Origin of the sequence: Sphingobium sp. B11D3A (assembly GCF_025961695.1) — a bacterium.
Lineage (GTDB): Bacteria > Pseudomonadota > Alphaproteobacteria > Sphingomonadales > Sphingomonadaceae > Sphingobium.
Genome location: NZ_JAOQOE010000001.1, coordinates 2,303,643 through 2,328,124, shown reverse-complemented (window position 1 = coordinate 2,328,124; position 24,482 = coordinate 2,303,643). Strand labels below are relative to the sequence as shown.

The 24,482-nt window shown below is 66.1% G+C and carries 28 protein-coding genes; 16 read left to right on the top strand and 12 right to left on the bottom strand.

Annotated elements, in window-relative coordinates; all coding sequences use genetic code 11:
* Positions 1 to 94: 94 nt before the first annotated feature.
* The 7 genes from M2332_RS11065 to M2332_RS11035 are packed head-to-tail and all read left to right on the top strand — an operon-like array spanning position 95 to position 3,799.
* A complete protein-coding gene (locus tag M2332_RS11065) occupies positions 95 to 508 on the top strand; it encodes a VOC family protein (RefSeq protein WP_181560961.1) in 414 nt (137 codons plus the stop codon).
* A 23-nt stretch (positions 509 to 531) separates the two neighbouring features.
* The gene (locus M2332_RS11060) at positions 532 to 762 is read left to right on the top strand and encodes a DUF4287 domain-containing protein (RefSeq protein WP_181560962.1); all 231 of its coding nucleotides are present in this window, start codon (positions 532 to 534) and stop codon (positions 760 to 762) included.
* A gap of 39 nt (positions 763 to 801) precedes the next feature.
* Complete coding sequence (locus tag M2332_RS11055) at positions 802 to 1,485, top strand: glutathione S-transferase family protein (protein ID WP_264574077.1); 684 nt, start codon at positions 802 to 804, stop codon at positions 1,483 to 1,485.
* Positions 1,482 to 1,841, top strand: coding sequence for a DUF1428 domain-containing protein (locus M2332_RS11050; RefSeq protein ID WP_181560964.1), 360 nt, complete (start codon positions 1,482 to 1,484; stop codon positions 1,839 to 1,841). Before M2332_RS11055 ends, M2332_RS11050 begins: the two co-directional genes overlap by 4 nt.
* 23 nt (positions 1,842 to 1,864) lie before the next feature.
* A complete protein-coding gene (locus M2332_RS11045) occupies positions 1,865 to 2,635 on the top strand; it encodes a VOC family protein (RefSeq protein WP_264574076.1) in 771 nt (256 codons plus the stop codon).
* Between the two features lie 11 nt (positions 2,636 to 2,646).
* On the top strand, positions 2,647 to 3,138 hold the full coding sequence (locus M2332_RS11040) for a VOC family protein (protein ID WP_264574075.1): 492 nt from the start codon (positions 2,647 to 2,649) through the stop codon (positions 3,136 to 3,138).
* Between the two features lie 4 nt (positions 3,139 to 3,142).
* The gene (locus tag M2332_RS11035; protein ID WP_264574074.1) at positions 3,143 to 3,799 is read left to right on the top strand and encodes a glutathione S-transferase family protein; all 657 of its coding nucleotides are present in this window, start codon (positions 3,143 to 3,145) and stop codon (positions 3,797 to 3,799) included.
* A 73-nt stretch (positions 3,800 to 3,872) separates the two neighbouring features.
* Here the strand turns inward: M2332_RS11035 and M2332_RS11030 are convergent, their stop codons facing one another.
* Positions 3,873 to 4,172 carry a hypothetical protein gene (locus M2332_RS11030; protein ID WP_264574073.1) on the bottom strand — a complete coding sequence of 100 codons (300 nt, stop codon included), beginning with the start codon at positions 4,170 to 4,172 and terminating at the stop codon, positions 3,873 to 3,875.
* A gap of 352 nt (positions 4,173 to 4,524) precedes the next feature.
* Between M2332_RS11030 and M2332_RS11025 the strand changes: the two genes are divergently transcribed.
* Positions 4,525 to 5,688 (top strand): L-lactate dehydrogenase, encoded by a 1,164-nt coding sequence (locus M2332_RS11025; RefSeq protein WP_264574072.1) that lies wholly within the window; start codon positions 4,525 to 4,527, stop codon positions 5,686 to 5,688.
* Between the two features lie 150 nt (positions 5,689 to 5,838).
* Here M2332_RS11025 and M2332_RS11020 read toward each other — a convergent pair whose 3' ends face one another.
* From M2332_RS11020 to M2332_RS11010, 3 genes are all read right to left on the bottom strand, one after another.
* Positions 5,839 to 6,702: a class III extradiol dioxygenase family protein gene (locus tag M2332_RS11020; protein ID WP_264571590.1), complete on the bottom strand. Its 864-nt coding sequence runs from the start codon at positions 6,700 to 6,702 to the stop codon at positions 5,839 to 5,841.
* Between the two features lie 3 nt (positions 6,703 to 6,705).
* A complete protein-coding gene (locus tag M2332_RS11015; RefSeq protein ID WP_181560971.1) occupies positions 6,706 to 7,095 on the bottom strand; it encodes a protocatechuate 4,5-dioxygenase subunit alpha in 390 nt (129 codons plus the stop codon).
* A gap of 131 nt (positions 7,096 to 7,226) precedes the next feature.
* Positions 7,227 to 7,610 (bottom strand): MerC domain-containing protein, encoded by a 384-nt coding sequence (locus tag M2332_RS11010; protein ID WP_264574071.1) that lies wholly within the window; start codon positions 7,608 to 7,610, stop codon positions 7,227 to 7,229.
* 111 nt (positions 7,611 to 7,721) lie between these two features.
* Between M2332_RS11010 and M2332_RS11005 the strand changes: the two genes are divergently transcribed.
* The 5 genes from M2332_RS11005 (at position 7,722) to M2332_RS10985 (ending at position 10,999) form a co-directional block, all read left to right on the top strand.
* Complete coding sequence (locus tag M2332_RS11005) at positions 7,722 to 8,855, top strand: COX15/CtaA family protein (protein ID WP_264574070.1); 1,134 nt, start codon at positions 7,722 to 7,724, stop codon at positions 8,853 to 8,855.
* Positions 8,852 to 9,184: a divalent-cation tolerance protein CutA gene (gene cutA / locus M2332_RS11000; protein WP_264574069.1), complete on the top strand. Its 333-nt coding sequence runs from the start codon at positions 8,852 to 8,854 to the stop codon at positions 9,182 to 9,184. The genes M2332_RS11005 and cutA overlap by 4 nt, the downstream gene beginning before the upstream one ends.
* A 145-nt stretch (positions 9,185 to 9,329) precedes the next feature.
* Positions 9,330 to 9,809, top strand: coding sequence for a 50S ribosomal protein L13 (rplM, locus tag M2332_RS10995; protein ID WP_181560974.1), 480 nt, complete (start codon positions 9,330 to 9,332; stop codon positions 9,807 to 9,809).
* Positions 9,809 to 10,333, top strand: coding sequence for a 30S ribosomal protein S9 (rpsI, locus tag M2332_RS10990; RefSeq protein ID WP_264574068.1), 525 nt, complete (start codon positions 9,809 to 9,811; stop codon positions 10,331 to 10,333). Before rplM ends, rpsI begins: the two co-directional genes overlap by 1 nt.
* Positions 10,334 to 10,666: 333 nt before the next feature.
* On the top strand, positions 10,667 to 10,999 hold the full coding sequence (locus M2332_RS10985; RefSeq protein WP_264574067.1) for a zf-TFIIB domain-containing protein: 333 nt from the start codon (positions 10,667 to 10,669) through the stop codon (positions 10,997 to 10,999).
* A 10-nt stretch (positions 11,000 to 11,009) separates the two neighbouring features.
* Here the strand turns inward: M2332_RS10985 and M2332_RS10980 are convergent, their stop codons facing one another.
* Complete coding sequence (locus M2332_RS10980; RefSeq protein WP_264574066.1) at positions 11,010 to 12,623, bottom strand: ABC-F family ATP-binding cassette domain-containing protein; 1,614 nt, start codon at positions 12,621 to 12,623, stop codon at positions 11,010 to 11,012.
* Positions 12,624 to 12,731: 108 nt separating this feature from the next.
* Positions 12,732 to 13,463, bottom strand: coding sequence for a hypothetical protein (locus M2332_RS10975; protein ID WP_264574065.1), 732 nt, complete (start codon positions 13,461 to 13,463; stop codon positions 12,732 to 12,734).
* 51 nt (positions 13,464 to 13,514) lie between these two features.
* On the opposite strand from M2332_RS10975, the gene M2332_RS10970 reads away from it, so the two are divergent.
* Genes M2332_RS10970 through M2332_RS10960 form a run of 3 tightly spaced genes read left to right on the top strand, consistent with a single transcriptional unit; the run spans position 13,515 to position 16,004 of the window.
* Complete coding sequence (locus tag M2332_RS10970) at positions 13,515 to 13,745, top strand: zinc-finger domain-containing protein (RefSeq protein WP_181561563.1); 231 nt, start codon at positions 13,515 to 13,517, stop codon at positions 13,743 to 13,745.
* Positions 13,746 to 13,802: 57 nt separating this feature from the next.
* Positions 13,803 to 14,777: a TauD/TfdA family dioxygenase gene (locus M2332_RS10965; protein ID WP_264574064.1), complete on the top strand. Its 975-nt coding sequence runs from the start codon at positions 13,803 to 13,805 to the stop codon at positions 14,775 to 14,777.
* 30 nt (positions 14,778 to 14,807) lie between these two features.
* The gene (locus M2332_RS10960; RefSeq protein WP_264574063.1) at positions 14,808 to 16,004 is read left to right on the top strand and encodes a L,D-transpeptidase family protein; all 1,197 of its coding nucleotides are present in this window, start codon (positions 14,808 to 14,810) and stop codon (positions 16,002 to 16,004) included.
* A 33-nt stretch (positions 16,005 to 16,037) separates the two neighbouring features.
* On the opposite strand, the gene M2332_RS10955 is transcribed toward M2332_RS10960, so the two are convergent.
* From M2332_RS10955 to M2332_RS10930, 6 genes are all read right to left on the bottom strand, one after another.
* Positions 16,038 to 16,640, bottom strand: coding sequence for a murein L,D-transpeptidase catalytic domain family protein (locus M2332_RS10955; RefSeq protein ID WP_264574062.1), 603 nt, complete (start codon positions 16,638 to 16,640; stop codon positions 16,038 to 16,040).
* Positions 16,641 to 17,020: 380 nt separating this feature from the next.
* Positions 17,021 to 18,538 (bottom strand): chromosomal replication initiator protein DnaA, encoded by a 1,518-nt coding sequence (gene dnaA, locus M2332_RS10950; protein WP_264574061.1) that lies wholly within the window; start codon positions 18,536 to 18,538, stop codon positions 17,021 to 17,023.
* 426 nt (positions 18,539 to 18,964) lie between these two features.
* Entirely contained in the window at positions 18,965 to 20,416 is a 1,452-nt protein-coding gene (locus M2332_RS10945; protein ID WP_264574060.1) for an efflux transporter outer membrane subunit, read from the bottom strand.
* Positions 20,417 to 20,421: 5 nt separating this feature from the next.
* Positions 20,422 to 21,534 carry an ABC transporter permease gene (locus M2332_RS10940; protein WP_264574059.1) on the bottom strand — a complete coding sequence of 371 codons (1,113 nt, stop codon included), beginning with the start codon at positions 21,532 to 21,534 and terminating at the stop codon, positions 20,422 to 20,424.
* Positions 21,534 to 22,718 (bottom strand): ABC transporter permease, encoded by a 1,185-nt coding sequence (locus tag M2332_RS10935; protein ID WP_264574058.1) that lies wholly within the window; start codon positions 22,716 to 22,718, stop codon positions 21,534 to 21,536. Before M2332_RS10935 ends, M2332_RS10940 begins: the two co-directional genes overlap by 1 nt.
* Positions 22,715 to 24,469, bottom strand: coding sequence for an ATP-binding cassette domain-containing protein (locus tag M2332_RS10930; protein WP_264574057.1), 1,755 nt, complete (start codon positions 24,467 to 24,469; stop codon positions 22,715 to 22,717). The genes M2332_RS10935 and M2332_RS10930 overlap by 4 nt, the downstream gene beginning before the upstream one ends.
* Positions 24,470 to 24,482: the final 13 nt, after the last annotated feature.

The following is a 24,482-nucleotide window of genomic DNA, read 5'->3' as shown; positions in this document are numbered from 1 at the left end:
GCAACATCTAATTTCTTCCGTCAGGATCGTCAAGGTCGGTGATTCGGGTGGGGCCGATACGGCGAGAGAGTTTGGGAGAGGACGGGTAGCTGCCATGGAACGGATGATTTTCGTCAATTTGCCAGTCACGGATCTGGCACGGTCGATGCGCTTCTATGAGGCGATCGGAGCAGTCAACGATCCGCAATTCACCGACGAGAGCGCCGCGATGATGCGCTTTTCCGAGACGATCTGCGTCATGCTGCTCACCCGCGAGCGCTTTGCCAGTTTCACGCCGCGAAAAATTCCCGATGCGCATGAATGTGCGCAAGTGCTGCTCGCACTCAGCGAGGAGAGCCGTGCGTCCGTGGATGCGATCACGGAGCGCGCGGCTGCTGCGGGCGGCACGCCCGATCCCAATCCGCTGCAGGACCACGGCTTCATGTATGGCCGCAGCTTCGCCGATCCCGATGGCCACATCTGGGAAACCGCGTGGATGGACATGAGCGCCGTCCCGCAACCGGCCTGATTGCTTCGGCAGGAGATGCGACCATGTCCTTCCAGGCCTATCTGGACACGATCAAGGCAAAAACCGGCCAGTCGCCGGACGACTTGCGCGCTTACGCCGCCTTTCAAGGCTTTCTCGACGACGAGAAGAAGCTGCGCCCGGAGGTGAAGGCGGCGACGCTGGTCGCCAGTCTCAAGCGCGATTTCGATCTCGGTCAGGGTCACGCGATGGCGGTCTACGCCCTGCTCAAGGGTACGCGCAAGGAAGGCGACTGAGCCCCTGCAGCATTCAGACCGCACAGAGAGGAGTGATACATGTCTCAGAGGGATAGCGCCTCCATCGAGGTGACTGCATTTTCATGGGTGCCGCCGTTCGCGCGCGGCCATGTCCGCGATCTGCGGGTGCGCTGGGCGCTGGAGGAGGCAGGCCTCGATTATCGCACCCGCCTGATCAGCGCCATCGACCGGCCGGCGGACTATTATCGCGAGCAGCCCTTCGGCCAGGTGCCGCATTATCGGGAGGGGAATGTCGCCCTGTTCGAGAGTGGCGCCATCGTCCTCCACATCGCCGAGAAGGACGAGCGGCTGATGCCGCGCGATCCCGTCGGGCGGGCGCGGGCGATCACATGGGCCGTCGCCGCACTCAACAGCATCGAGCCGGGCATCATGCATCTGGCCGATATCGACCTGTTCTGCGCCGGGCAGGAGTGGGCGAGGCTGCGCCGCCCGGATGCCGTCAAGCAGGTGGAAGGCCGCCTCGACCGGCTTGCCGCAGCGCTGGGCGACAAACCCTGGCTGGAAGAGCGCTTCACGGTCGGCGACCTTCTGATGGTCGAGGCGCTGAGCAATCTCTCGCCGGATCGCCTCGCCATACCGGACGTGCTGACCGCCTATGTCGCGCGCGGCGAGGCGCGTCCCGCATTCAAGGCCGCCATGGCGGCGCAAATGGCCGACTTCATCTCCGATGATGCGGTCCAATCAGAAGGAGTATCCGCATGACCTATATCGATGGCATTCTCGTGCCGGTGAAGCCGGGCCGCAAGGCGGACTATCTGGAGATCGCCCGCCGGGTCGATCCGCTCTTCATCGAATATGGCGCGCTGCGCGTGGTGGAGGGCTGGAATGACGATGTGCAGCCCGGCAAGACCAACGATCTGCGCACCGCCGTCCTGGCGGAAGAGGGCGAGGATGTCGTCTTCTCCTGGATCGAGTGGCCGGACAAGGCGACCCGCGATTCCGGCTGGCAGAAGCTGATGGCCGACGAGCGCATGGCGCACGCCCCGGAGGACAATCCAATGGTCGGCCCGCGCATGATCTACGGGGGCTTCACCGTGATTCTGGACGAGCGCAAATAGCATTGGCGGGAGGAGGCGGCCCCATGACCAACAGGCAGGGCGAATTCATCTGGTACGAGCTGATGACCTCCGATCTGGAGGCCGCCCGCGCCTTCTACGGGGCGGTGGTCGGCTGGAGCATCGCGGACCGGAGCGACATGCCCGGCATGGACTATCGCATGATCCGCGCCGCCGATGGCGAGGTCGGGGGCATGATGGCGCTGGATGCCGAGATGATCGCAGGCGGCGGGCGCCCGATCTGGATCGGCTATATCGGCGTCGATGATGTCGACGTGACGGCGGCCGCGATCCTGGCCATGGGCGGTCGCCTCTACGTGCAACCGCAGGACATCCCCGGTGTCGGCCGCTTCGCCATGGCGGCCGACCCGCATGGCGCGCCCTTCTACATCATGCGCGGCAGCGTCGAGGGTGGCGTCAGCCGCGCCTTCTCGCCGCAAGCGGTGGGCCATTGCGGCTGGAACGAACTCTCATCGCCAAACCAACCGGCAGCGCTCGCCTTCTATACAGGCCTGTTCGGCTGGACCAATCCCTCCGCCATGCCGATGGGGCCGATGGGCGACTATCGTTTCCTGTCCGTGGGCGATCTGCCCATCGGCGCCAGTCTGGAACAGAAAGACCAGCGGGCCGAATGGCGCTTCTATTTCCGCGTCCCGTCCATCCGCGCCGCGATGGAAGCCATCACAGCCCATGGCGGCACCATCACCACAGGCCCCCATGAGGTTCCCGGCGGTGACTGGGTCGTCATGGGCACCGATCCGCAGGGCGCGCGTTTTGCGCTTGTGGGCGATCGATAAGGAGAGCGGAGATGACCAGCGCGATCACGCCCTGCATCTGGATGGACGGGACAGCCGAGGAGGCCGCGACCTTCTACGTCTCGCTCTTCCCGGATTCCCGCATCGACCGGATCGTCCGCTATGTCGATGACTCGCCCTTCCCGCCCAATTTCCCCGCCGGCACGGCCATGCTCGTGCTGTTCACGCTGAGCGGCCGACCATTCTCCGCATTGAACGGCGGGCCGATGTTTCCGCAGACCGAAGCCGTGTCGTTCGTCATCCCCGTGGATGATCAGGCCGAGCTGGACCGCGTCTGGACCGCCCTCACCGCGGATGGCGGCGCGGAGAGCATGTGCGGCTGGTGCAAGGATCGCTTCGGCGTCTCCTGGCAGGTCGTGCCGCGCCGCGTGCTGGAGATGCAGGCCAGCGATGACGCAGACGCCGTCCGCCGCATGAGCAGCGCGCTCATGACCATGCACAAGATCGACATCGCCACGCTCGAAACCGCCTTTTCCGGAGACTGACCCCGTGAGTTACATCCTCTACGCCCATCCCTTCTCCAGCTACAGCTGGAAGGCGATGATCGCGCTGCACGAGAAGGAACTGCCCTACACGCTGCGCAATGTCGAAGACGAAGGCGTGATGGACGCGCTGCGCGACCAGTGGCCGCTCGGCAAGTTCCCGGTGCTGGTGGATGAAGACACGCCGGCAATCGAGGCGACGACGATCATCGAATATCTCGACCTGCGCCACTATGAGCGCGCGCCCTTGATTCCCGCCACTGCCCATGATGCGCTGGATGTGCGCTTCATGGACCGCGTGTTCGACAATCATGTGATGACGCCGGTTCAGGCGGCGGTGACCGAGGCCCTGCCCCACCTCGTCGGCGCGAGCGATCCGGTGCGCACCCAGCGCGCGCGCGATGCGCTCGAGACCATTTATGGCTGGCTGGAAGCGCGGCTGACCGGGCATCTCTGGGCCTCGCCGCAAGGCTTCAGCATGGCGGATTGCGCCGCCGCGCCGGCTCTGTTCTATGCCGATTGGGTCCACCCGATCGGCGAGCGCTATCCGGAAGTGCGCGCCTATCGCGGGCGGCTGAACGCACGCCCGTCGGTTGCCCGCTGTATCGAGGGCGCAAGGCCCTATCGCCATTATTTCCCGCTTGGCGCGCCGGACCGGGATTGAAATCCTTAACCGACCGGGCCGGCTGCCGAGGGGTCACGCTCCCACGCTCCCCCCGGCCTGTGCCCTGGAACGATCAGCGCTGGCTCGCGATCCGGGTTTCACCGCCCTTGCTGATCTGCACCGAGTCCCCCGCGCCTTCGATCCGCGCGCCGGCATAGCTCAGTTCCTTCTCGGTCACGCAAACCCGGCGGGACATGCGCGTGCCGGTCGTCGCCTGCTGCTTGAAGCAATAGAAGGTCTGGCCACCACGCTTCAGCACCTTGGCCGGAATCTGATAGGTGGTTTCCGCAGCAGGCGCGGCCAGCGCCGGCTGGGCCAGCGGCAGGATGGCGATAGCGGCAGCGGCGGCGATCAGATGAAATTTGCTCGACATGTTGGTTCTCCCTACTGAATTTTTTCAGTCCCGAATGACTGACACACAAGGCTTTGCACTTTGCGTGCCAACTCATAAAAACACGTCTTTTCAGTGTTTTGAAAATCAGGAGGCTCAGCACCTTCAAAAGCCTCCTCCCACAGGTTGGTTATTCGTTCAGATAGTTGGCGAAATTCACCATCACACACCGAGCGCCATATCGAAAGCATGCTATTTTGTTTGCGCATCATCCGCTCTACGCTCACCGCCGCGAACAGAATGCGGGCACACCCCCCGTGAGGAGAGCCGGATGATGAGGATGACGAAGGCGGCGTCGAACGCGCCGGCCAAGGCCCGCGAGGCACGGCGCTGAATGGTCTGGCCGCACAGCTTCACCGATCTGCGTGACGCCGCCCGCCGCCGGTTACCGCGCTTCCTGTTCGATTATGTCGATGGCGGGAGCATCGACGAGCTGGCCCTGGCGCGCAACAGCGCCGCCGTTCGCGCCGTCACCTTGCGCCAGCAGGTGCTGAACGACGTCTCGGCATCCGATCTTTCGACCACTTTGTTCGGGCAAAAGCTCGCCATGCCCCTGATGCTCGCGCCGATCGGCATGGGTGGATTGCTGGCGCGGCGCGGCGAGGCGCAGGCGATCCGGGCCGCCCATGCCAACGGCGTGCCGATGGTCGCCTCGACCGTGACGGTCTGCTCGGCGGAAGAAATCGCCGGCACCGGCCTGCCCTTCTGGTTCCAGCTCTACATGGCCAAGGATCGCGGGTTCATCGCCGACCTGCTGGCCCGGGTGAAGGCTCTGGGCTGCAACACGCTGTTCATGACCGTCGACCTGCCCCTGCCCGGCCCGCGCTGGCGCGACCAGCGCTCGGGCCTCTCGGGACCGCCCGGCCTGCGCGGTCAGGCCCGGCGCTGGCGTGAGATCCTTGCCCATCCCGGCTGGGCCTGGGATGTCGGGCTGCATGGCCGCCCGCATACGCTCGGCAATCTGGTGCCGATCATGAACGGCAAGGTGCGCATGGGCGATTTTCTGCGCTGGAGCGGCCAGAACTTCGATCCGTCCGTCACCTGGAAGGATCTGGCCTTCATCCGCGAGCATTGGTCCGGCACGCTGGTGCTCAAGGGCATCATGGACCCGGCCGACGCAGTCCGCGCGGCGGAGATCGGTGCCGATGGCATCGTCGTCTCCAACCATGGCGGCCGCCAGCTCGATGCCACGGTCGGCACCGCGCAGGCGCTGCCGGATATCGTGGCAGCGGTGGGTGATCGCCTCACCGTGCTGATCGATGGCGGCATCCGCAACGGCCTCGATGTGCTGCGCATGCTGGCGCTGGGTGCCAAGGGCGTCATGATCGGCCGCCCCTGGGCCTTCGCCCTCGCCGCCGGGGGAGAAGCCGCCGTCTCCCGCATGCTCGCACAATATGCGCTCGAACTACGCTCCGGCCTCGCGCTCACCGGCTGCGCCCGCGTTACGGACGCCGGGCCGCATTTGCTCGATCATCGGGGCGTAAGCGAACAACCTTAGCCCCTCCTGTTGAGCTTCGCTCGCCTGCGGCTCAGAGGAGGGGTTGGGGTGGTGTTACACCCGCGCAGTCATTCACCGGCTATGCGATGCTGGCGCATCGCCACCACCCCCAGCCCCTCCTCTCAACAGGAGGGGAGATTCAGCCTCCCCTCAGGCCGCCTGTTCAAGGGCGGTCGAGCCGCTTTCCAGCAACATCGTCGCAGCCGCCGTGTTGGAAATGGGGATGTGATAATTCCGGCTGACCTCGGCCACATCCTCGCCCAAGGCCCCACGCGCCGCGATCCAGTTGACGATCTCTATGCCCTGGCTGCCCGCTTCCTCGACAATATCGAGGGCGCTGATTTTCGTCAGCGCATCCGGATCGGGGCCGAGATTGTCCATGCAGAACTGGTCGTAGCGCTGGTTGATAAAGCCGGCGCGTTCCCCGTCCAGCTGGTGGGAGAGTCCGCCGGTGCCGAACACCACGATCCGCTCATCGCCCTGCCAGCTGCGCAGCGCCTTGCCGACCGCGCGACCGAGCGCCAGGCAGCGCTTGGGGCTCGGCAGCGGATGCTGCACGGTGTTGATGGCGATGGGCACGATGCGCACCGGCCACTGTCCGCCGCCGGGCCATGACAGCTGGAACGGCACGACCAGCGCATGATCCACGAGCATCGACTGGCAGGTCGTGACATCGAATTCGTCCTCCACCAGTCCCTCGATGATGTGCCACGAGAGGGCGGCGTCGCCCTTGAACCCGTTCTGCACCGGCAGGCCCCAGCCCTCATCGGCATTGTGATAGCTGTCCGCCGCGCCCACCGCGAAGGTCGGCATCTTGTCGAGGAAGAAGTTGAGGCCGTGGTCATTGTAGAAGACCACGGCAACGTCCGGTCTGGCGGTTGCAAGCCAGCGATGGATCGGCTTGAACCCATCGAAGAACGGGCTCCAATAAGGGTCCTGCTCCTGACCGCGCGCAATGGCGCCGCCGATTGCCGGCACGTGGCTGGTGAAGATACCGCCGAGAATATGCGCCATGGCTCAGGCCTCCTCTTGCTGATGGGCTGCGTCGAGCAGCATTTGACGGAAAGCCTCGACACTCATGCCGGTCTGCTGCGCCCCCACATCCTGCACATTGAGGCCGTAGATGCCGGCCAGCTTGGCGAGATAATAGATGTTGCCGCCCGCCTCGATCATCTGGAGGACATTGCGGGCGCGGACCGCCTCGCGCTGCTCCTCAGTCAGATGGAAGCGCTCGAAATAGGCTTCCTCGTCCGCCTGATAGGCGGCGCGATTGGCAGCATCGTTGAACGAAAAGCACATGGCGTTCAGCGCGAAGCCGCGCGCCGCCGCATCACCGTCGAAGACCGGCGTACCGGGAATGATTCGTTTGGCGGTCGTTCCCGCCTCGATCGTTTCGATCGCACCCATTGATCCATGCTCCTGCTTCAGGACTGGATCCGTCACTGCGCTCGCCGCGCCGGGCAGACATTGACCTTGATCAAGCAGGGGATGTTGATCGCGCGGGGGGTCGTCCTCGCAGCGCCCCTGGCGCTAGGGAGTCACCAGAAGGCGCGGCGATTAAGCTCGTGACCGAAGGCAAGCAGGGCGACGCCGAGCAGCGTATAAGGCGTCTCGCCGGCCCAGCCATGCGGCAGGCTGAGCGCCCCGGCCATGATGCCAAGGCCGAGCGCGCCGACCGCGACCGGGAGGGCCATGCCATGCTTGAGCGCGCCGTGGCCGAGCGCCAGCGCGCCGAGCACCATGGCGATCATCAGGCCGGCTTCGTGGATGATCTCCGCCTCGAAAATGCCCGCGACAGAAGACAGCACGCCCACGGCAATCGCCGTCGTCAGGCAATGCACGGCGCACAGGCCGGACAGGCCGATGGCCAGCCGGTCGAGCTGTGGCATTGTCCACATCCGGGGTGCGGTGAGCGTTCTCATTGCAAGGGCCATACGCCCCCTCGCGGGAAGATACAACATATCCTTTGCCTCCGGGTGAGCCCTTTATGCTGGGGGCTTGCTTCCGCCGATCCCGCGGCGCATGGGGACCGGATGGCTGAACTTGCGCACTCGTCCTCGCCCGGTGCGCCCGCGGTCAGCGGGCGCCATCTTGGCCGTCCCGCCACGCTGGCACGCTGGCTGTTCGTCGTCGCGGGCCTGATTCTCTTCATGGTGGCGGTGGGTGGCATCACCCGCCTGACCGAGTCGGGCCTCTCCATCACCGAGTGGAAGCCGGTGACCGGCACCCTGCCGCCCATGAACGAGGCACAGTGGCAGCAAGAGTTCGACCAGTATCGGACCAGTTCACAATATGCGCTGATGAACAAGGGCATGACGCTCGAAGCGTTCAAGCACATCTATTTCTGGGAATATTTCCACCGTCTGGTCGGCCGCATCATCGGCCTTGCCTATGCCGTGCCGCTGGCCTGGTTCGCGCTCCGTCGCGCTGTTCCGCGCGGCTTCGGTGTCCGCTTGCTGGTGCTGCTGGCGCTCGGCGGCGCCCAGGGCACCGTCGGCTGGCTGATGGTGAAGAGCGGCCTTGTCGACCGGGTGAACGTGCAGCCGGCGATGCTCGCCGCGCATCTGGGCATGGCGCTGATCCTGCTCGGCGCCGTGGTGTGGACGGCCTGCGATTTCCTGCGGCTGGCCCGGCACGATGCCGCCAATCCCGCCAGCCCCACCACGTCCGCCGCCCTCGCGCCGCGACGGGCCGTGCCGACATGGGCGGGCGCCATCCCCGTGCTCATCCTCTTCATCCAGTTGCTGCTCGGCGCGCTCACCGCCGGCCTGCGCGCGGGCTATGTCTCCAATACATGGCCGATGATGAACGACCGCTTCGTGCCGGACGGCATCGCATGGTGGGGATCGCTGTGGATGACGCTGACCAGCGACCCGTTCCTCGTCCACTTCCTCCATCGCTGGTGGGCCATGGTCGCGGCGGGCGCCATGCTGTGGATGGCCGGGCGCCTTCATGCCCGGGGCGGGCTTCGCCTCTCTTATGCGCTGACCGGCGCCACGCTGGTGCAGGTGATGCTCGGCATCGGCACGGTGTTGACCGGCGTGTCGCTGCACATTGCCGTCACGCATCAGGTCACCGGCGCGCTGCTCCTCGCCATCGCGGTGGCCGGCGCGCATCGACTCGGCCAGCGGGATCGCGAATCGGATCTCACGCCTAAGCGCGCATGAGCGAGATCGCTCTGGTCTACGTGCCTTATGGTTCGCGCGCGGAGGCTGAAGCGGCGGGCCACCAGATGGTGCAAGAGCGACTGGCCGCCTGCGCCAATGTGCTGGGCGAAGGCTGCTCGATCTATCCGTGGGATGGCGCCATCGAGCAGAGCGTCGAAACGGTGGTGCTGTTCAAGACCGCGCCGGACCGCTGCGCGGCGCTCATGACCGCCATCGCGCAGGCCCATGCCTATGATCTCCCCGCGATCCTCACCTGGGCCGCGCACACCACCCCGGCCTATGCGGCCTGGGTGCACGAAAAAACACGGCCTGACGTCCGTCTGGACTGATAGGGTATCTTGATACCCGTCAGCAAGGGCGTGCTTTTTCTTGACTCTCCGGCCCCTCATCGCCATTGGGGCCGCGCGGGCGGTGCCTTTTCCGGGGCGCCGCTGTTGTTATTTTCTGGATACTCATTCCTGGAGGCAAGAGGCCATGAAGGCGCTCATGAAGACCACCAAGCCGGCAACCCCGGCCACGGTCGAGAAGAAATGGTTGCTGATCGACGCCGAGGGTCTCGTCGTCGGTCGCGTCGCGAGCATCATCGCGAACATCCTGCGCGGCAAGCACAAGCCCAGCTTCACCCCGCATGTCGACTGCGGTGACAATGTCATCGTGATCAATGCCGACAAGGTGAAGTTCACCGGCAACAAGCTGACCGACAAGCGCTATTACAAGCACACCGGCTATGCCGGCGGCATCAAGGAGACCTCTCCGCAGAAGGTGCTCGAGGGTCGTTTCCCCGAGCGCGTGCTGGAGAAGGCCGTGGAGCGCATGATTCCGCGCGGTCCCCTCGGTCGTCAGCAGATGCGCAACCTGCGCGTCTTCGCGGGCAGCGAACATCCGCATGAAGCCCAGAACCCCGAAGTGCTCGATGTTGCGGCGATGAACCGCAAGAACAAGGTTGGTGCCTGATGTCCGATACCGTCAACTCGCTGTCCGATCTGCAGGACCTCACCCAGGGTAACGCCGACGCACCGGCTGCCGATGCTGCCGCACCCGCGCCGGTAAAGGTCTCGAACGCGCCGCTGCGCCAGCAGGAGCTGGACAAGCAGGGCCGCGCCTACGCCACTGGTCGCCGTAAGGATGCCGTCGCCCGCGTGTGGGTGAAGCCCGGCACCGGCAAGATCACCGTCAACGGCCGCGATCAGGAAACCTATTTCGCACGTCCCACGCTGCGTCTCGTCATCAACCAGCCCTTCACGGTCACCGACCGCACCGGCCAGTATGACGTGATCTGCACCGTGAAGGGTGGCGGTCTCTCCGGTCAGGCCGGCGCCGTGAAGCACGGCATCGCGCAGGCGCTCAGCAAGTATGAGCCCACGCTGCGCGCCGCCGTGAAGGCAGAAGGCTTCCTCACGCGCGATCCGCGCGTCGTCGAGCGCAAGAAGTACGGCCGCGCCAAGGCTCGCCGCAGCTTCCAGTTCTCGAAGCGCTAAGAACGTCGACGTCGTTTCGCGGAGCAGACCATGGTCCGGCTCCGCGGACGCGCAGAAGGTTCAGAATATCCCGTCCGGGACCGGAACAAGGGCTGCTCTTCAGGGCGGCCCTTTTCCTTTAGGCGCATTATGGGCGCAGCGCGCATAGCTTCACGCGCGAAGGCTTGACCTACGACAGGGCTCACCTACTTTGGGTCTGCGGGCCGGGCCCCTCTGGCGATCCCCTATGGATCGTGATGTCGGACCGCATCGAGTGCGCTCGGTGCCGGGTCCAGACTTATTGAACACCTGCATCAGCCACCCGATCGACAATCGTTCCATCGGAGGTTTTTCATGACATCAGCCCAATCCATGCCCTGCCCGGTTTGCCACGTGCCGCTCGTGATGAGCGAGCGCCAAGGCGTCGAAATCGATTATTGCCCCCAATGCCGTGGCGTGTGGCTGGACCGGGGCGAGCTGGACAAGATTATCGAGCGCGCCAGTGCCGAACTGGCGCCTGCCGCCCCGCCGCAGACCCGCGCCGAGCCTTATCCGCCCCAGCCTCAGGCCCAGCAGCCGTACCGCGATGAGCGATATCGCGAGCAGGGCTATCGAGACGGCGGCTACCGCTCGCATAAAGGCTATCCCAAGCGGAAGAAGTCGTTCCTCGAAGAGCTGTTCGACTGATCGGCGGCATTCAGCGTCGCGTGCCAGCGCCGTCCACGCCCAGCGCAAGCCGCTGCTCAATGCCGATCCGGTCCAGAAACGCGGCATCGTGGCTCACGACGAGCAAGGCGCCGTCATAGTCGGCGAGCGCCTGCTCAAGGAGCTCAATACTCTCGATGTCGAGATGATTGGTCGGCTCATCAAGAACTAAAAGCTGCGGCGGCACCGGCCCGCTTGTGATCACGCACAGGGCGGCGCGCAGCCGCTCGCCGCCGCTCAGCACCGCGACATCCTTCAGGGCATCGCGGTTGCGGAAGGCGAAGCGGGCCAGCGCCTCATGCGCCATGTGCGGGGTCATCCCGGGATGCGCGGCCAGCATCGCCCGTTGCAGGGTCTGGCCGGCCCTCAACAGGTCGGCATGCTGGTCGAGCAGCGCGATCCGGCCCGGTCCGCGATGGATGGCCCCCGCGCTCGGCTCGGCCAAGCCGACCGCCAGGGCGAGCAGGCTGGTCTTGCCACTGCCGTTCGGGCCCGTGATCGCGACGCGCTCCGGCCCGGTCATGGCAAAGGACAGCGGGCCGAACAGCCGGCGCCCGCCCCGTGCCAGCATCACATCCTCAAACCGCAGTAACGTGCGATTATGCGGGAGGCCGGCCGATGGCAGATTGATCTGCAGCGGCGTCAGAACCTCCACCTGCGCGCGGGCAGCCTCCAGCGACTCGCTTGCCGCGTCGATCTGGCGCTCAGCCTGATGACGCTCGCGCGCCCCGCTTTGCTCGGCTTGCTCCGCCCGCTTGCCGAGCAGAATGCGCGGCTGATCCCCCCGCGCCCGGGCAGTGCGCCCGGCCTTGTCCCGCCGGGCCTTTCGCTCGGCCTGAGCCTGGGCATCCCGCTGCTGCCGGGCGAGTGTGCGCTGGCTGCGATCCAGCTCGTCCTCGGCCCGTGCGCGCATCGCGTCACGACTCGCCACAAAGGCGCTCCACCCCCCGCCGACGCTGAAGGCCCCGACCGGCGAGAGCTGGACGATCCGGTCCATGCCTTCCAGCAGCGCGCGATCATGGCTGGCGACGAGTGCGCCGCCCGGCCAGCAGGCCAGCAACTCCCCCACCGCGGCCCGGCCGGCGTCGTCGAGATTGTTGGTGGGTTCATCGAGCAGCAGCAGTTCGGGCTCTGCAAGCAGCATCGCCGCCAGCCCGACGCGGGTGCGTTCCCCACCAGACAGCGTCGCGCAATCGCGATCAAGGCCGGTGCCGGTCAACCCGACATCGGCCAGCGCTCGCTCAAGGCGCTCGGGCAGAGTCCAGTCCGCCTCCGCTGCATCCTCCAGCGATCCTTCGCCCGCGTCCAGGCGCGCGAGTCTCTCCAGCGCATCGGACAAGCCGAGCGCATGTGCAACGCTGCCAGCATCCGGCTGGATCTGCCGCAAGGTGCCGATGCGCCCGGTCCGGTGGATCGTCCCCGCCTGTGGCGCGCCGCCCTCGGCGATCATGGCGAGCAGGCTCGACTTGCCGGCGCCGTTGCGCCCGACAAGGCCGACCCGCTCCCGCCCGATGGCCAGAGTCAAGTCAGAGAAAAGCGCCGTCCCGTCAGGCCGGGCGAGCGTGACGTAATCGAGGGTGAGAAGAGCGGGATTTGGGCCGGGCATGGAACACCTGTGACGAAGGAACAATCGGGCGGATGTCCGGTGCCTTGTCCATGATGATGTGCTCCTGCCGGCGTTGAAGGGGCGATGTAGGCGCGATCGTGCGCGGAATCAAATCCGCCGCACCAAGCGCGCGACGAGAAGCATCGCGGCGGGAAAGCTGAGCGCCCACAAGGCGCCCACCCAAATCAGCCACGGCCAGAACATCTGCAGCGCCAGCGCCGGCATCAGGAGGCCGTTGGCGAGCAGGGCTGCATGGGCCGCGCGACCGCCCCGCCCGACGGGAAGCGCGAAGGCAGCCAGCAAGGTAGCGAGACTCATCAGAGCGTAGCCCAGCAGATCCACCGCGAAGAGAAAGCTACGATAGGGCAGGAAGAGAAAGGGCTCGATGCCGGCCGTATGGCCGCTGGCCAGTCTCGGCGCGACGAAAGTGAGCTGAACGAAATAGACAAGGCCCGTGAGCGTGGCATACATGATCGCGAAGCCAAACGCGCTTTGACTGAAGGCCCGACGCCCCGGCGGCGCGAGCCGATGCAGGGCGGCCGTGAGGATCACGAAGGCCGGGCCGAGCAGCAGCGAGGGCGTGAGCAGCAGCGCCAGCCCGCGCGCCGTGCTGGCAGCATTCGGGCCGCCGGCAGAGCCGAGCAGGCCAAGCCATTCGAGCAGTTGCCCGCCGACATAGGCAAGGGCGAGCGACGCGCAGGCCAGTGCAGCCGCATAAGCGAGCCGTGCGGCCATCGCGCGGTCCTGCTGCTCTGGTGGATTGCCCATCGTCTGCCGCTCGTCTTCCAACATGTGCAGAAGATAGGTCAGCCCCCACCGCCAGGCTTTGCGCGAGATCAACCGCATCCTCCATATTGCCCGCTGGCGGCGGGGATGCTAACCGCCAACCTCATGCACACGCCGCCTGAAATCATTCACGTTCATGCTCGCCGAGTCTCCTGCGATGGCTCGGGCCACGGCATCCCCGCTGCGCTGGGGCATCCGCGCATCTTCCTGGAGATCGACGAGCATGGCTATGTCGATTGCGGCTATTGCGACAGGCGCTTCGTGCTGGCGGGCGGCCCGGCCGACACCCCGGACATTGTGAACAAACCAGACATTTCGTCCGGCGCCAGCCTCTGAACGGCTGACGACCGAACCGGCGAAGACCGGGCCATCAACGGAGAGGATCGACCGCCCATGCCATTGCATCCCGTGCCGGTCGACGATCCCGCTGTCTGGACCAGCGCCGAAATTGGTGGACGCGAAGGCTTCACCCATCGGCTTTCCCCGGCGCAACGCGACGCTATCGATCGCGCCGTGCTCCGCGTGCGCGGCCGAGTCGCGCATGACCTCCGGCGCGAGGATTTCTCCTGCCCTGAAATCGACGCGCTGATGAAGGCAGCACGCTGGCAGCTTTTCCATGGCTGCGGCGCGGTCATTCTCTCCGGGATCGATGCGGGCCGTTATGATCTGGCAGATCATGAGCGGCTCTATTGGGGGCTCGGCACCCATATCGGCGCCGGCGTGGTGCAAAGCCCGCGTGGCGACCATATCGCCCATGTCCAGAAGGAAGAGGGCGGGCCGTCGCGCGGCTACACGTCCGATCTGGAACTGCGCTCCCATACCGATTTTCACGAAGTCCTCTCGCTCTACGGCCTTCGTGCCTCGGCGCAGGGCGGCGAGAGTGGTGCTGTCAGCCTGCTCGCCATCCACAACATCATGGCCCGCGAGCGACCCGATCTTCTCGCCCGTCTCTACGAAGGCCATTATATCGACTGGCCCCAGCGGCAGCAGCCTCACGAAGAGGCGCTGCCTTTCTTCTGGACATTGGATGGCAAGACGAGCGGGTTCAACAACCGCGTGTTCCTGCGCCATGGCCGCGAGCCGGAGAAGCTGCCTGCTGCATTCCGCGAGGCGCTTGCCCTGTTCGACGAGATCGCGCTGCGGCCCGATGTCCGCGCCGATTTCGTGCTGCAGCCCGGCGAGATGTTCTTCTGGCACAATTTCCTCGTGCTGCACTCGCGCCAGCAATTCCATGACACGCCCGATGCGCGCCGCCTGCTACTGCGCCTTTGGCTGAACATTCCGGACGGACGGCCGATTCATCCCGCCATGCGCAGCCTGACGGCGGAGATTGATGCATATCATGGCGGGGTTGCGGTGCCGGCCTAGGAGGGACCGATCACCTTGGGAGGACGGCCCATGCCTCGTATCTTGCTCGCTCTTCTGTGTTTTCTCATCGCGATGCCGGCGCAGGCGAGCACGCCCTGGTCCCGCCCGGCGGCCACAACGCTGCTCGATTATGGCCGCAAGATTGACTCACATGGCCTCGATCCGCGTGATTATGAGCTGGACCGGTTGCGCGGCGCTCTCGAAGGCGGAGACCAGCGCGGCCTCGACATCGCCGCGACCCGCAGCTTTGCCTTGATGGCGCGCGACCTCGCCAATGGCCGGGTGCCTGTCGACCAGCGCCGCCTCTCCTATTTCCGCACCCCCAATCTCAGCCCGGACGCGGTGCTCGCCCTGATCGACCGTGCGCTGAGCAACGGCGATGTCGCTGCCGAACTGGACCGGCTGGCCCCTGCCCATCCCGATTATCGCAGACTCCGCGCCGCACTGCTGAGCCTGCCCGCCGATGCGGCCGCAGACCGCGCCAGGCTGCGCGCCAATCTCGAACGCTGGCGCTGGCTGCCCCGTAACATGGGGTCGCGCTATCTGATTGTGAACGTGCCGGAATATGTGGCACAACTGGTCGATCGCGGTGCCGTGCTGGCCACGCACCGGGTGATCGTGGGCAAACTCGGCACGCCAACCCCGCAATTCACCACCACCGCCACAGGCGTCATCCTCAACCCGACATGGACCGTGCCGCAATCGATCGTCCGCGAGAGCGTCGGCGCGCTGATCCGCACGCGCCCAGCCACGGCCCGCGCACGGGGGTATAGCTGGACCCAGCAAGGCAGCGGCCTGCAGGTCGTGCAGCAGCCAGGCCCCAGCAATGCGCTGGGTCAGATGAAGATCGACATGCCCAATCCGCTCGCCATCTTCCTGCACGATACGCCGAGCAAGAGCCTGTTCGAGAAAGAAGAGCGCACCTTCAGCCATGGCTGTGTGCGCACGGAGCAACCGTTCGACCTCGCCGTGGCGATGCTCGCCGGAACGGAGTGGACGCGAGCGCAGATCAACGCTGCCGTCGCCGCCGGTACCACCGTGACGGCCAAGCTGTCCGCACCGATTCCGGTCTACATCGTCTACATGACCGCGCGTGCCGACGCGAAGGGCCGGCTCAACAGGTTCGATGATGTCTATGGGCTGGATGGCGACATTGCCGCGGCCCTCGGCGCCGGCAACCTCGCCGCGACCCGGCAACTCTCCAGCATGGGATGTCTGGCCGGCTAGGCGCCCCGTAACACGCTCGTCAGTAGCGGCGCCTTACACCTTGTCGGCGTAGAGCATCCGTCCGGGGCCGAGCCAGTCGAGCAGAGGGTTGATCTGCGTTTCGCTCACGGCAAAGCAGCCCTCGCTGCGCCCCAGCTTGCCGAGGCGCTTCACCATGTCGTCATTGCTGTACCAAGCGCCGTGAATCACGATGGCGCGCGATTCGGCATTGTCGTTGCTCGTCTCCAGCCCGATCAGCCGCTGCGAGCGGCCATGCTGGCCAGTATAATGAGCGCCGGTAAGATAGGCCCCGCGCGAGCTGGCGTTGGAGCCGGGCGCATTGCTGAAGCTGTGCAGGAAGCCGCTATGCGCCGGATCGGACCCACGCCCGTGCGCGACGGTCAGCAGCCGATGGAGGCCGCTCTCGCGATCGACCAGCAGCATCCGCGCGGCGGCCGAGGGCAGCGAGAAGTCCACCACGACGAACCGGTCGCGCAACTTGATGCTATACTGGTCCATGGCCGCTTCCGCCTTGGCAACGAGCTTGGCCCATTGCGGTGGCGTGCGCACGGCGGCGCGCACACTGGCAGGCACCAGAGCAGCCGATGCGGCGGCTCCAGCGAGCGTAAGAAACTGACGGCGATGCACAACGGACATGACGGCTCTTTTCGATCAATCGATGATTGCAACGCGCCCCGCATCCCGTCCCCACGGAGGCTTCGATAGATCGGAAAATAGGGGAAGAGCCCTCATTTGCCAAGTTCCGTGCGGTGCATCGTGCCTTTCGATGGCCGCACGTTGGGGAAGAAAACCCCACGACCTGACCACCCCGTGCTCCTGCGAAGGCAGGAGCCTAGGGCGCATGGGACCGCCTAAACCGCCCTGGGCTCCTGCCTTCGCAGGAGCACGTAGTGGGTGGGTGGAGAGCATTTGATCGCCTCAAACGGGCCGACGCGGGACATGATTATCTCGGCTGGCGGCGGCCCGTGACCAGCCGAGCCGGATGCACACCGCACCCAGCCCGCCTCTTCACCCCTTCATCCCTCGAGCTGCTTCTGCAGCGTGCGGATATCCGCATCCATCTCGGGATTATCGAGACGCATCGCCTCGATGGTCTTCACGGCGTGGATCACCGTGCTGTGGTCCCGTCCACCGAACACGCGGCCGATTTCCGGCAGCGAGCGCGGCGTGAGCTTCTTGGCCAGATACATCGCCACCTGACGCGGACGTGCAACCGCACGGGCGCGACGCTGTGAGCGCATTTCGGACTGGTCGATCCGGTAATGAGCCGCGCACAGCTTCTGGATCTCGTCGATGGTGATGCGCCGGTGGCTGGCTCGCAGCGATTCGGCCAGCATCGACTGTGCCAGTTCGGTGGTGATCGCCTTGTCGACGAGCTGGGCATAAGCCACCAGCTTGTTGAAGGCGCCCTCCAGCTCCCGAATGCTGGTGCGGATGGCCCCGGCGAGCAGGGCGATGACGTCGTCCGGCACCGCAATGTCCGCCACTGCTTCGCGCCGCGCTTCCAGAATTTTCATGCGCAGCTCGAGGCCTGCAGGCTGGATGTCGGCGACCAGCCCGCCGGCGAGGCGGGACAGGATGCGCGGATCGACCGAGCCAAGCTGCTGGGGCGGCCGATCGGCGGCGATCGCGATCCGCGCACCGGCATCGATGAGATCGTTGAGCGTATGGAGGAATTCCTCCTGTGTCGGCCCCTTGCCGGCGATGAACTGGATGTCGTCGACCAGCAGCATCCGTGCTTCGCGCAGCCGGGCCTTGAACGAGAAGGTGTCGTTGGCGCGAATCGCCGCCACGAACTCGTTCATGAACCGCTCGGCCGACATATAGAGGATCGCCCCCTCCCTCGGCTGCGCACCGGTGCTGCCGCCAAGCGTCTCACCATAGGCCTGCGCAATGGCGTGGAGGAGGTGCGTTTTGCCAAAGCCGGTCGGGCCGTGGACGAACAGCGGATTGAAGGCCGGGCGGGTCGCGCCGGCCATGGCCTTGGCAGCCGACGCCGCCAGCACATTGCTCTCGTCCGTCATGAAGCCGGCGAAATCGTGACGCGGCTCGAAGCGTTGCGCAGCGCGCCGCCCCGCCGACTCGCGGTTGGTCGATGCGTCTTGCGAGGACGCAAGCGCCCGCGCCGACTGGCCCGGACGCGCCGTGCTCTCCTGTGGGCGGAAGCCGCGCGGGGTGACCGGCACCGTTTCAGGCGCTTCGCTGGCTCGAACGATGCGCAGGTCATGCACGCCGACCGGCGTCGTGCGCCAGGCCAGAGCAATACGGGTGGCGAAATTGCTGGAAACATAGCTCGCCGCGAATTCCGACGGCGCCTCGATATCGAGCGTGCCGGACTGGGCGCAGAAGCTGCCCAGCCGCAACGGCCGAATCCATTGATCGAACAGGCGAACCCCGACGGCCCTGCGCAGCCCTGCGCGGATCTCCGTCCATGCCTGTTCCAGCGCCTCCCGCTCGGGCTGCTCGCCAATGTCGGCTGGCCCGATGCCGTCGGCAACGCTGCTGAAATGTTGCTGATTCACGTGTTGCCCCATGTCTTCCCGATCCCCGATCGTCCTACTCCTCGCAGGTGATCTGCCGTCAGACGCTGGACGCGAAAATCCCTCGCGGGAGTGCCCCTCCCACGTCCAGTGTTCAACTCAGACCGCTGTATGACGAGGCTATGATTCGAGCCCCGCCGAGGGCAAGTTGTGGCAGTGCTCGCCCCCCCGATCAAGCACGCCCTCTGTCAAAAATCTGAAATAAAATGCTTGACCACGGAATCCCGACCAGAAGGACGGTTAAACAGATAAGTATCTGATATCTAATATGTTTTTCTGGCATTGAAAGGTCGGAATTCACTGCGCCCGCTGCGAATCGTTGGGATTCCGAAGATCAGGTCACAGCGCTCCCGAGCCCCGAAAGTTTAACCGTTCGGACACCATTTGCGCTTGTCCTCTTCTTGTTCTCACGCGGCTCGCTCAGCGCGCTCCCAAGGGTTCCACTGAGGCCTGCGACTCGGACGACCAGTCACCACCCAATGCCTTGTGGAGTGCAATCGCAGCCTGCACCGCCCCCGCCTGCGCGCGGTTCAGCTGCTGCATCGCGGACTGGCGCGCCAGAGCGGCCCGCGCCAGGGCGAGCCGGTCGTCCTCGCCTGCGGCCTGGCGGCGAGACACCAGCGCATAGGCAGCCTCTTCCCGCGCCAGCGTCTCGCGTGCAGCGGTGAGCCCCTCCACGCTGCGGTCGAATCGATTGATCGCGTCTTCACTGTCCGCCAGCGCGCCGACCACGGCGCCATCATAGCGGGCCGCCGCTGCCTGCGCGCGCGCATCGGCCGCACGCACCATCGCCCGCGCCCGCCCGCCGTTAAACAGCGGCCAGAACAGGCCGCCCCCGCCCTGCAGCCGGGTGCTGTCCCCGCTCACCAGATCGCCGATCGCGCGGGCCTGCTGGCCGACAGCCAGGCTGAGCGACAGGCGCGGGAACAGATCGGCCCGCGCCGCGCCGATGTCGGCCGTGGCTGCCGCCAGCTCCCGCTCGGCGCCGAGAATATCCGGCCGACGTCGCAACAGCTCGGAGGGCAGGCCCGCGGCAATGGCCGGCGGCGGCGCGGGAATGGCGCCCGGCTGCTCCAGTTGCGGGACCAGCGCCGCGGGTTCCTTGCCGACCAGCCGCGCCACCTGCACCGCCGCGCTCCGCACGCCGGCCTGAGCCTGCGTTACCGCCAGCCGGGCGGTCTCGGCCTCGCCCCGCGCGCGGCCGGCATCGATGGCATTGGCTTCGCCAGCACGCTCCAGCAGCCCCGCCAGATCGGCAAGCTGCGTGCGCGCGGCAAGCATGTCCTGCGCGACCGCAAGATCCGCCTGCGCCTGCCGCAGACCAACATAGGCCCGGGCCAGCTCCGCGATGAGCTGCATCCGCACCGCTTGCGCCGAGAGCGCCGCCGCCTCGCTACGCGCCTGCGCGGCCTCACTCTGGCGCGCCTGCCGGCCCCACAGATCAAGTTCCCAACTGGCGTCGAAGCCGACATCGAACAGCGGGAAGTCCCGCGCGAAGCCGGGAATCTGGCCCACCGGCATCTGGCCATTCTCGCTCAGCACCACCTGATTGCCGCTCGCACTCGTCGTCACCTGCGGCAGGCGCCCGCCGCGCACGGCATCGCGATTTGCCCGCGCCTCCGCGACCCGCGCCTGTGCCTCGCGCAGATCGGGATTGCCAGCCAGCATCTGCTCGACCAGTCCGTTAAGCATGGGATCGTGCAACTGCTCCCACCACCGCTCGGCCTGCACGGCGCCCGTCCCAGCCTCGCCCAGCCAGCGATCCGTCACATGGGTCTGCGGCAGCGCATAGGCGGGACCGAGCGCACAGGCGGAGAGCAGCAGTGGTGCCAGCGCAGCGCCGGCGAGCGGAGGGAGAGAGGTAACACGCATGGACTTCACTCCATTCGGGCACGGAACAGCCAGGCCGCCGCACTCAGAGAGACGAGGGCTATGACGCCAAGCGGCCAGAGCTGATGGAACACGACGGCGGCGGGCATGGCCTTCAAGAACAGGCCCTGCACGATGATGAGGAAATAGCGGACGGGATCGGCGTGCGTAATGATCTGCAACCAGTCCGGCATATTCTCGATCGGCGCGGCATAGCCGGAGAGCAGGATGAGCGGCACGGTGACGATGAACGAGCCGAGAAACGCCTGCTGCTGCGTCATCGACATAGCCGAGACGAGCAGACCCAGGCCGATGAGGGCAAGCTGGTAGAACAGCATCGCGATGACGAAGAGCAGGAAGGAGCCGGTGAAAGGCACCCCGAACGCCACCTGCGCCACCACCAGAAACAAGACGCCATTGACCATGCCGACCAAGAGCGGCGGCACCATCATGCCGATGAGAATCTCATGCACGCGCATGGGCGAGACCATCAGCTGATCGAACGTCCCAAGTTCCCGCTCGCGCGCCACCGCCTGCGAGGTGATGGCGATGCCGGCGATGGAGATGATCAGCGCCACCAGCCCCGGCAGGGTGAACCACATGTAATCGAGGCTGGGATTGTACCAATGCGTCACCGCGCTGCCGCCGGCCATGCGCACACTGATCGGCGCCAGTTCCGCGCCATAGCCCGCCGCGATCTGGTTCACATAGCCCGCGACGATCTGTGCGGCATTGGACCGGCGGCCATCCAGCACCAGGCCCAGCGTGGCGCTTTGGCCTCGGGCCAGCCGCTGGTCGAAATCCTCCTGAATGACGAGCGCCGCAAGCACCTTTTGCTCGTCGATCGCCTCTTCCATCGCCGCCATGGAGGGCAGCACGATGACGTCCCGAAAGCGCGGACTGCCCTCGATCCGTTGGAGCAATTCCTGCGCATGGGCGCCGCCGGAGCGATCGACGAGGCCGATGTCGACATTCTTGACGTCCAGCGTGGTTGCGAAGGTGAAGATCAGCAACTGGATCAGCGGCGGCAGCACGAGCACGATGCGCGACTTGGGATCGCGCAGCAGCGCCCAGATCTCCTTGACGATCATCGCGCGCAGGCGGGTGAACCGGGCGGCCATCAGTCAAGGCTCCGCCGCGTGGCGCGGAAGCAGAGGATGAAGAACAGGAGGCCAAAGCCCAGCATGATGAGGATGTTGGGCAGGATGATCGCCCAGATGTCTCCGGCCATGAACACGGTTTGCAGCGCGGGAATGAGGTAGCGCGCCGGCACGGCATAGGTCAGCGCCTGGATCGGCCAAGGCATCGATCCGATCTCGAAGATGAAGCCGGAGAGCAGGAAGGTCGGGAGGAAGGAGGCGAGCAACGCCACCTGACTGGCCACGAACTGGTTGCGCGTCGTGGCCGAAATGAACAGCCCCAACCCAAGCGCCGGCAGCAGAAAGGCGGCGGCGATGGCGAACAGGGCGAAGATCGACCCGTGGAAGGGCAGACCGAAGGCGGTCACCGCGATCACCGTGCACAGCGCCATGGAGACCATGCCGAGCAGGAAATAGGGCAGCACCTTGGAGAGGATGAACTCGGTCATCCGCATCGGCGTGGCCAGCAGCGCCTCCATGGTGCCGCGCTCCCATTCACGCGCGACGACCAGCGCGGTGAGCAGCGTACCGATCATCGTCATCACGATGGCGATGGCGCCGGGCACGAGGAAATAGCGGCTCTGCAGGCCCGGATTGAACCACATGCGCTGGGAGACATCGATGGGCGGCGCAGCCCTGCGCCCGAGGCGCATCCCCAGCTCGTCGGCCATCCATGTCTGGCGCACCCCCTCGGCATAGCTGGCGACGAAATTCGCCTGATTGGGCTGGGTGCCATCGGTGACGATCTGGATCGGCTGTGGCGTGCCCTGCACCATGGCCCGGCCGAAATCGAGCGGAACGACGACGAAGCCACGGATCGCCCCCTGCTGCATCAGTGTACGGGCGGGCAGCACGGCATTGAGCCGGGTGACCTGGAAATAGGGCGAATGGGCATAGGCCTGCGCGAGCCGCGCGGCCGGCGCGCTGTCATCCTGCACGACCAAAGCGATCTTGGTGTCGCGCGGATCGAGGGAAATCGCATAGCCGAAGAGGAAGAGCAGCAGCAGCGGCATCGCAAAGGCGATGAGGAAGGTCGAAGGGTCGCGCCGGATTTGGGCATATTCCTTGACGATCAGCGCCAGCAGCCGGCGGCGCGAAGAGCCTGCCATGGCGCCGGCACTCGCCTCCACCTGCGCCAGCGTCGGGTCGGGATCGGTCCCACTCATGCCGCGGCCTCCGCGTCCCGGTGGGCGTCGGACGCCTCGATGAGCGCGATGAACGCATCCTCCATCGTGGGATCATCCTTGCCGGTCAGTTCGCCGGCTTTCGCCTTGAGCGAGTCGGGCGGGCCGCTGGCGATCTGCTGCGCGCGATAGATGAGCGTCACATCGTCGCAATATTCGGCCTCGTCCATGAAATGAGTGGTGACCAGCACCGTGACGCCGCGCCGGACGAGTCCGTTGATATGCGTCCAGAACTCGCGGCGCATCACCGGATCGACACCGGATGTCGGCTCATCGAGGAACAGCACCGGCGGCTCGTGCATCACCGCGCAGGCCAGAGCGAGGCGCTGCTTGAAGCCGAGCGGCAGCGTCCCGGCATTGCGCTTGAGGTTGCCGCCGAGCTCGAAAATGTCGGTAACCCGCTCGATCGCCGCGCGCGCCTGCCCGCCGGACAGATCATAAGCGCCGGCGAAGAAATCGAGATTCTGGGCAACCGACAGATCGCCATAGAGCGAGAATTTCTGCGCCATATAGCCCAGCGATCCGCGGGCCTGTGCGGCGGCCCGGCGCAGATCGTGCCCGGCGACCGATCCGCTGCCCTCGCTCGGCGTGAGCAGGCCACACAGCATCTTGAACGTGGTCGATTTGCCGGCCCCATTTGGCCCCAGCAGGCCGAAAATCTGCCCGCGCGGAACCGTGAAGCTCACATCGCGCGCCGCCGTGAAGTCGCCGAATCTTTTGGTTAGCCCCCTGGCCTCAATGGCGGGTGCGTCGCTGGCGGGAATCTCGCGATACGCCGCCGCCAGCGCGCTGGTCCCTTCCGGCCCGCCCCCCAGCCGCTCGATGAACCCATCCTCGAAGCGCGCAGGCGCCCGAGACACCTGCGTTTCCGGCCCCATATCGAGCGCGTCGGCATCCGGCACCGGATGGCCCTCGCCGATGAGCAGGCGGATCGCGCGGCCCTGCAAGGTACCGTCGATCACGTCAGGCCGGTCGAGCGCGCGGATGAGCGCCTGCCGCCGGCGCTCGGCAAAACCGGTGACCCGAATCACGCGGTCGCTGATCGCATCGGTCAGCGTGGCCGGCGGACCCGTGAACAGCGTTCGCCCCTCGCTCAGCAGATACACCGTGTCGCACATCTCGGCTTCATCGAGATAGGCGGTGGACCAGAGCACGCCGATGCCCTCCTTGGTCAACTCGGCAACCATGGCCCACAGCTCGCGGCGGCTGATCGGATCGACGCCCACGCCCGGCTCGTCCAGCAGCAGCAATGGCGGCGTGCTCACCAGCGCGCAGGCCAGGCCCAGCTTCTGCTTCATGCCACCCGAGAGCTTGCCGGCCGGGCGCGCCTGAAAGCGGGCGAGATCGGTGAATTCGAGCAGGCGCTTGAAGACGCTCTCCTGCGCATCGCGCGGCAGACCCCGCATCTCGGCATAAAGGACGAGATTCTCACGCACGGTCAGGTCTTCATAGAGGCCGAAGCGCTGCGGCATGTAGCCGATCGAATCAAGGCGGTCGGCCGGCGGCGCGCCGAGAATGGAAACGGCGCCCTGGTCCGCCCGCATCAGCCCGGCCAGCACGCGAATCAACGTCGTCTTGCCGGCGCCATCCGGCCCGACCAGCCCGGTGACCTTGCCCGGCACCACCACCAGGTCGACCCCGCCGAGCGCACGTGTGTCGCCGAACGCTTTCACGATCCCCGTGGCCGTCGCGACCGGCTGGCTATCGCCAGCGACTGGCGCGAGGTCACTCATATCGGCCTGCCGC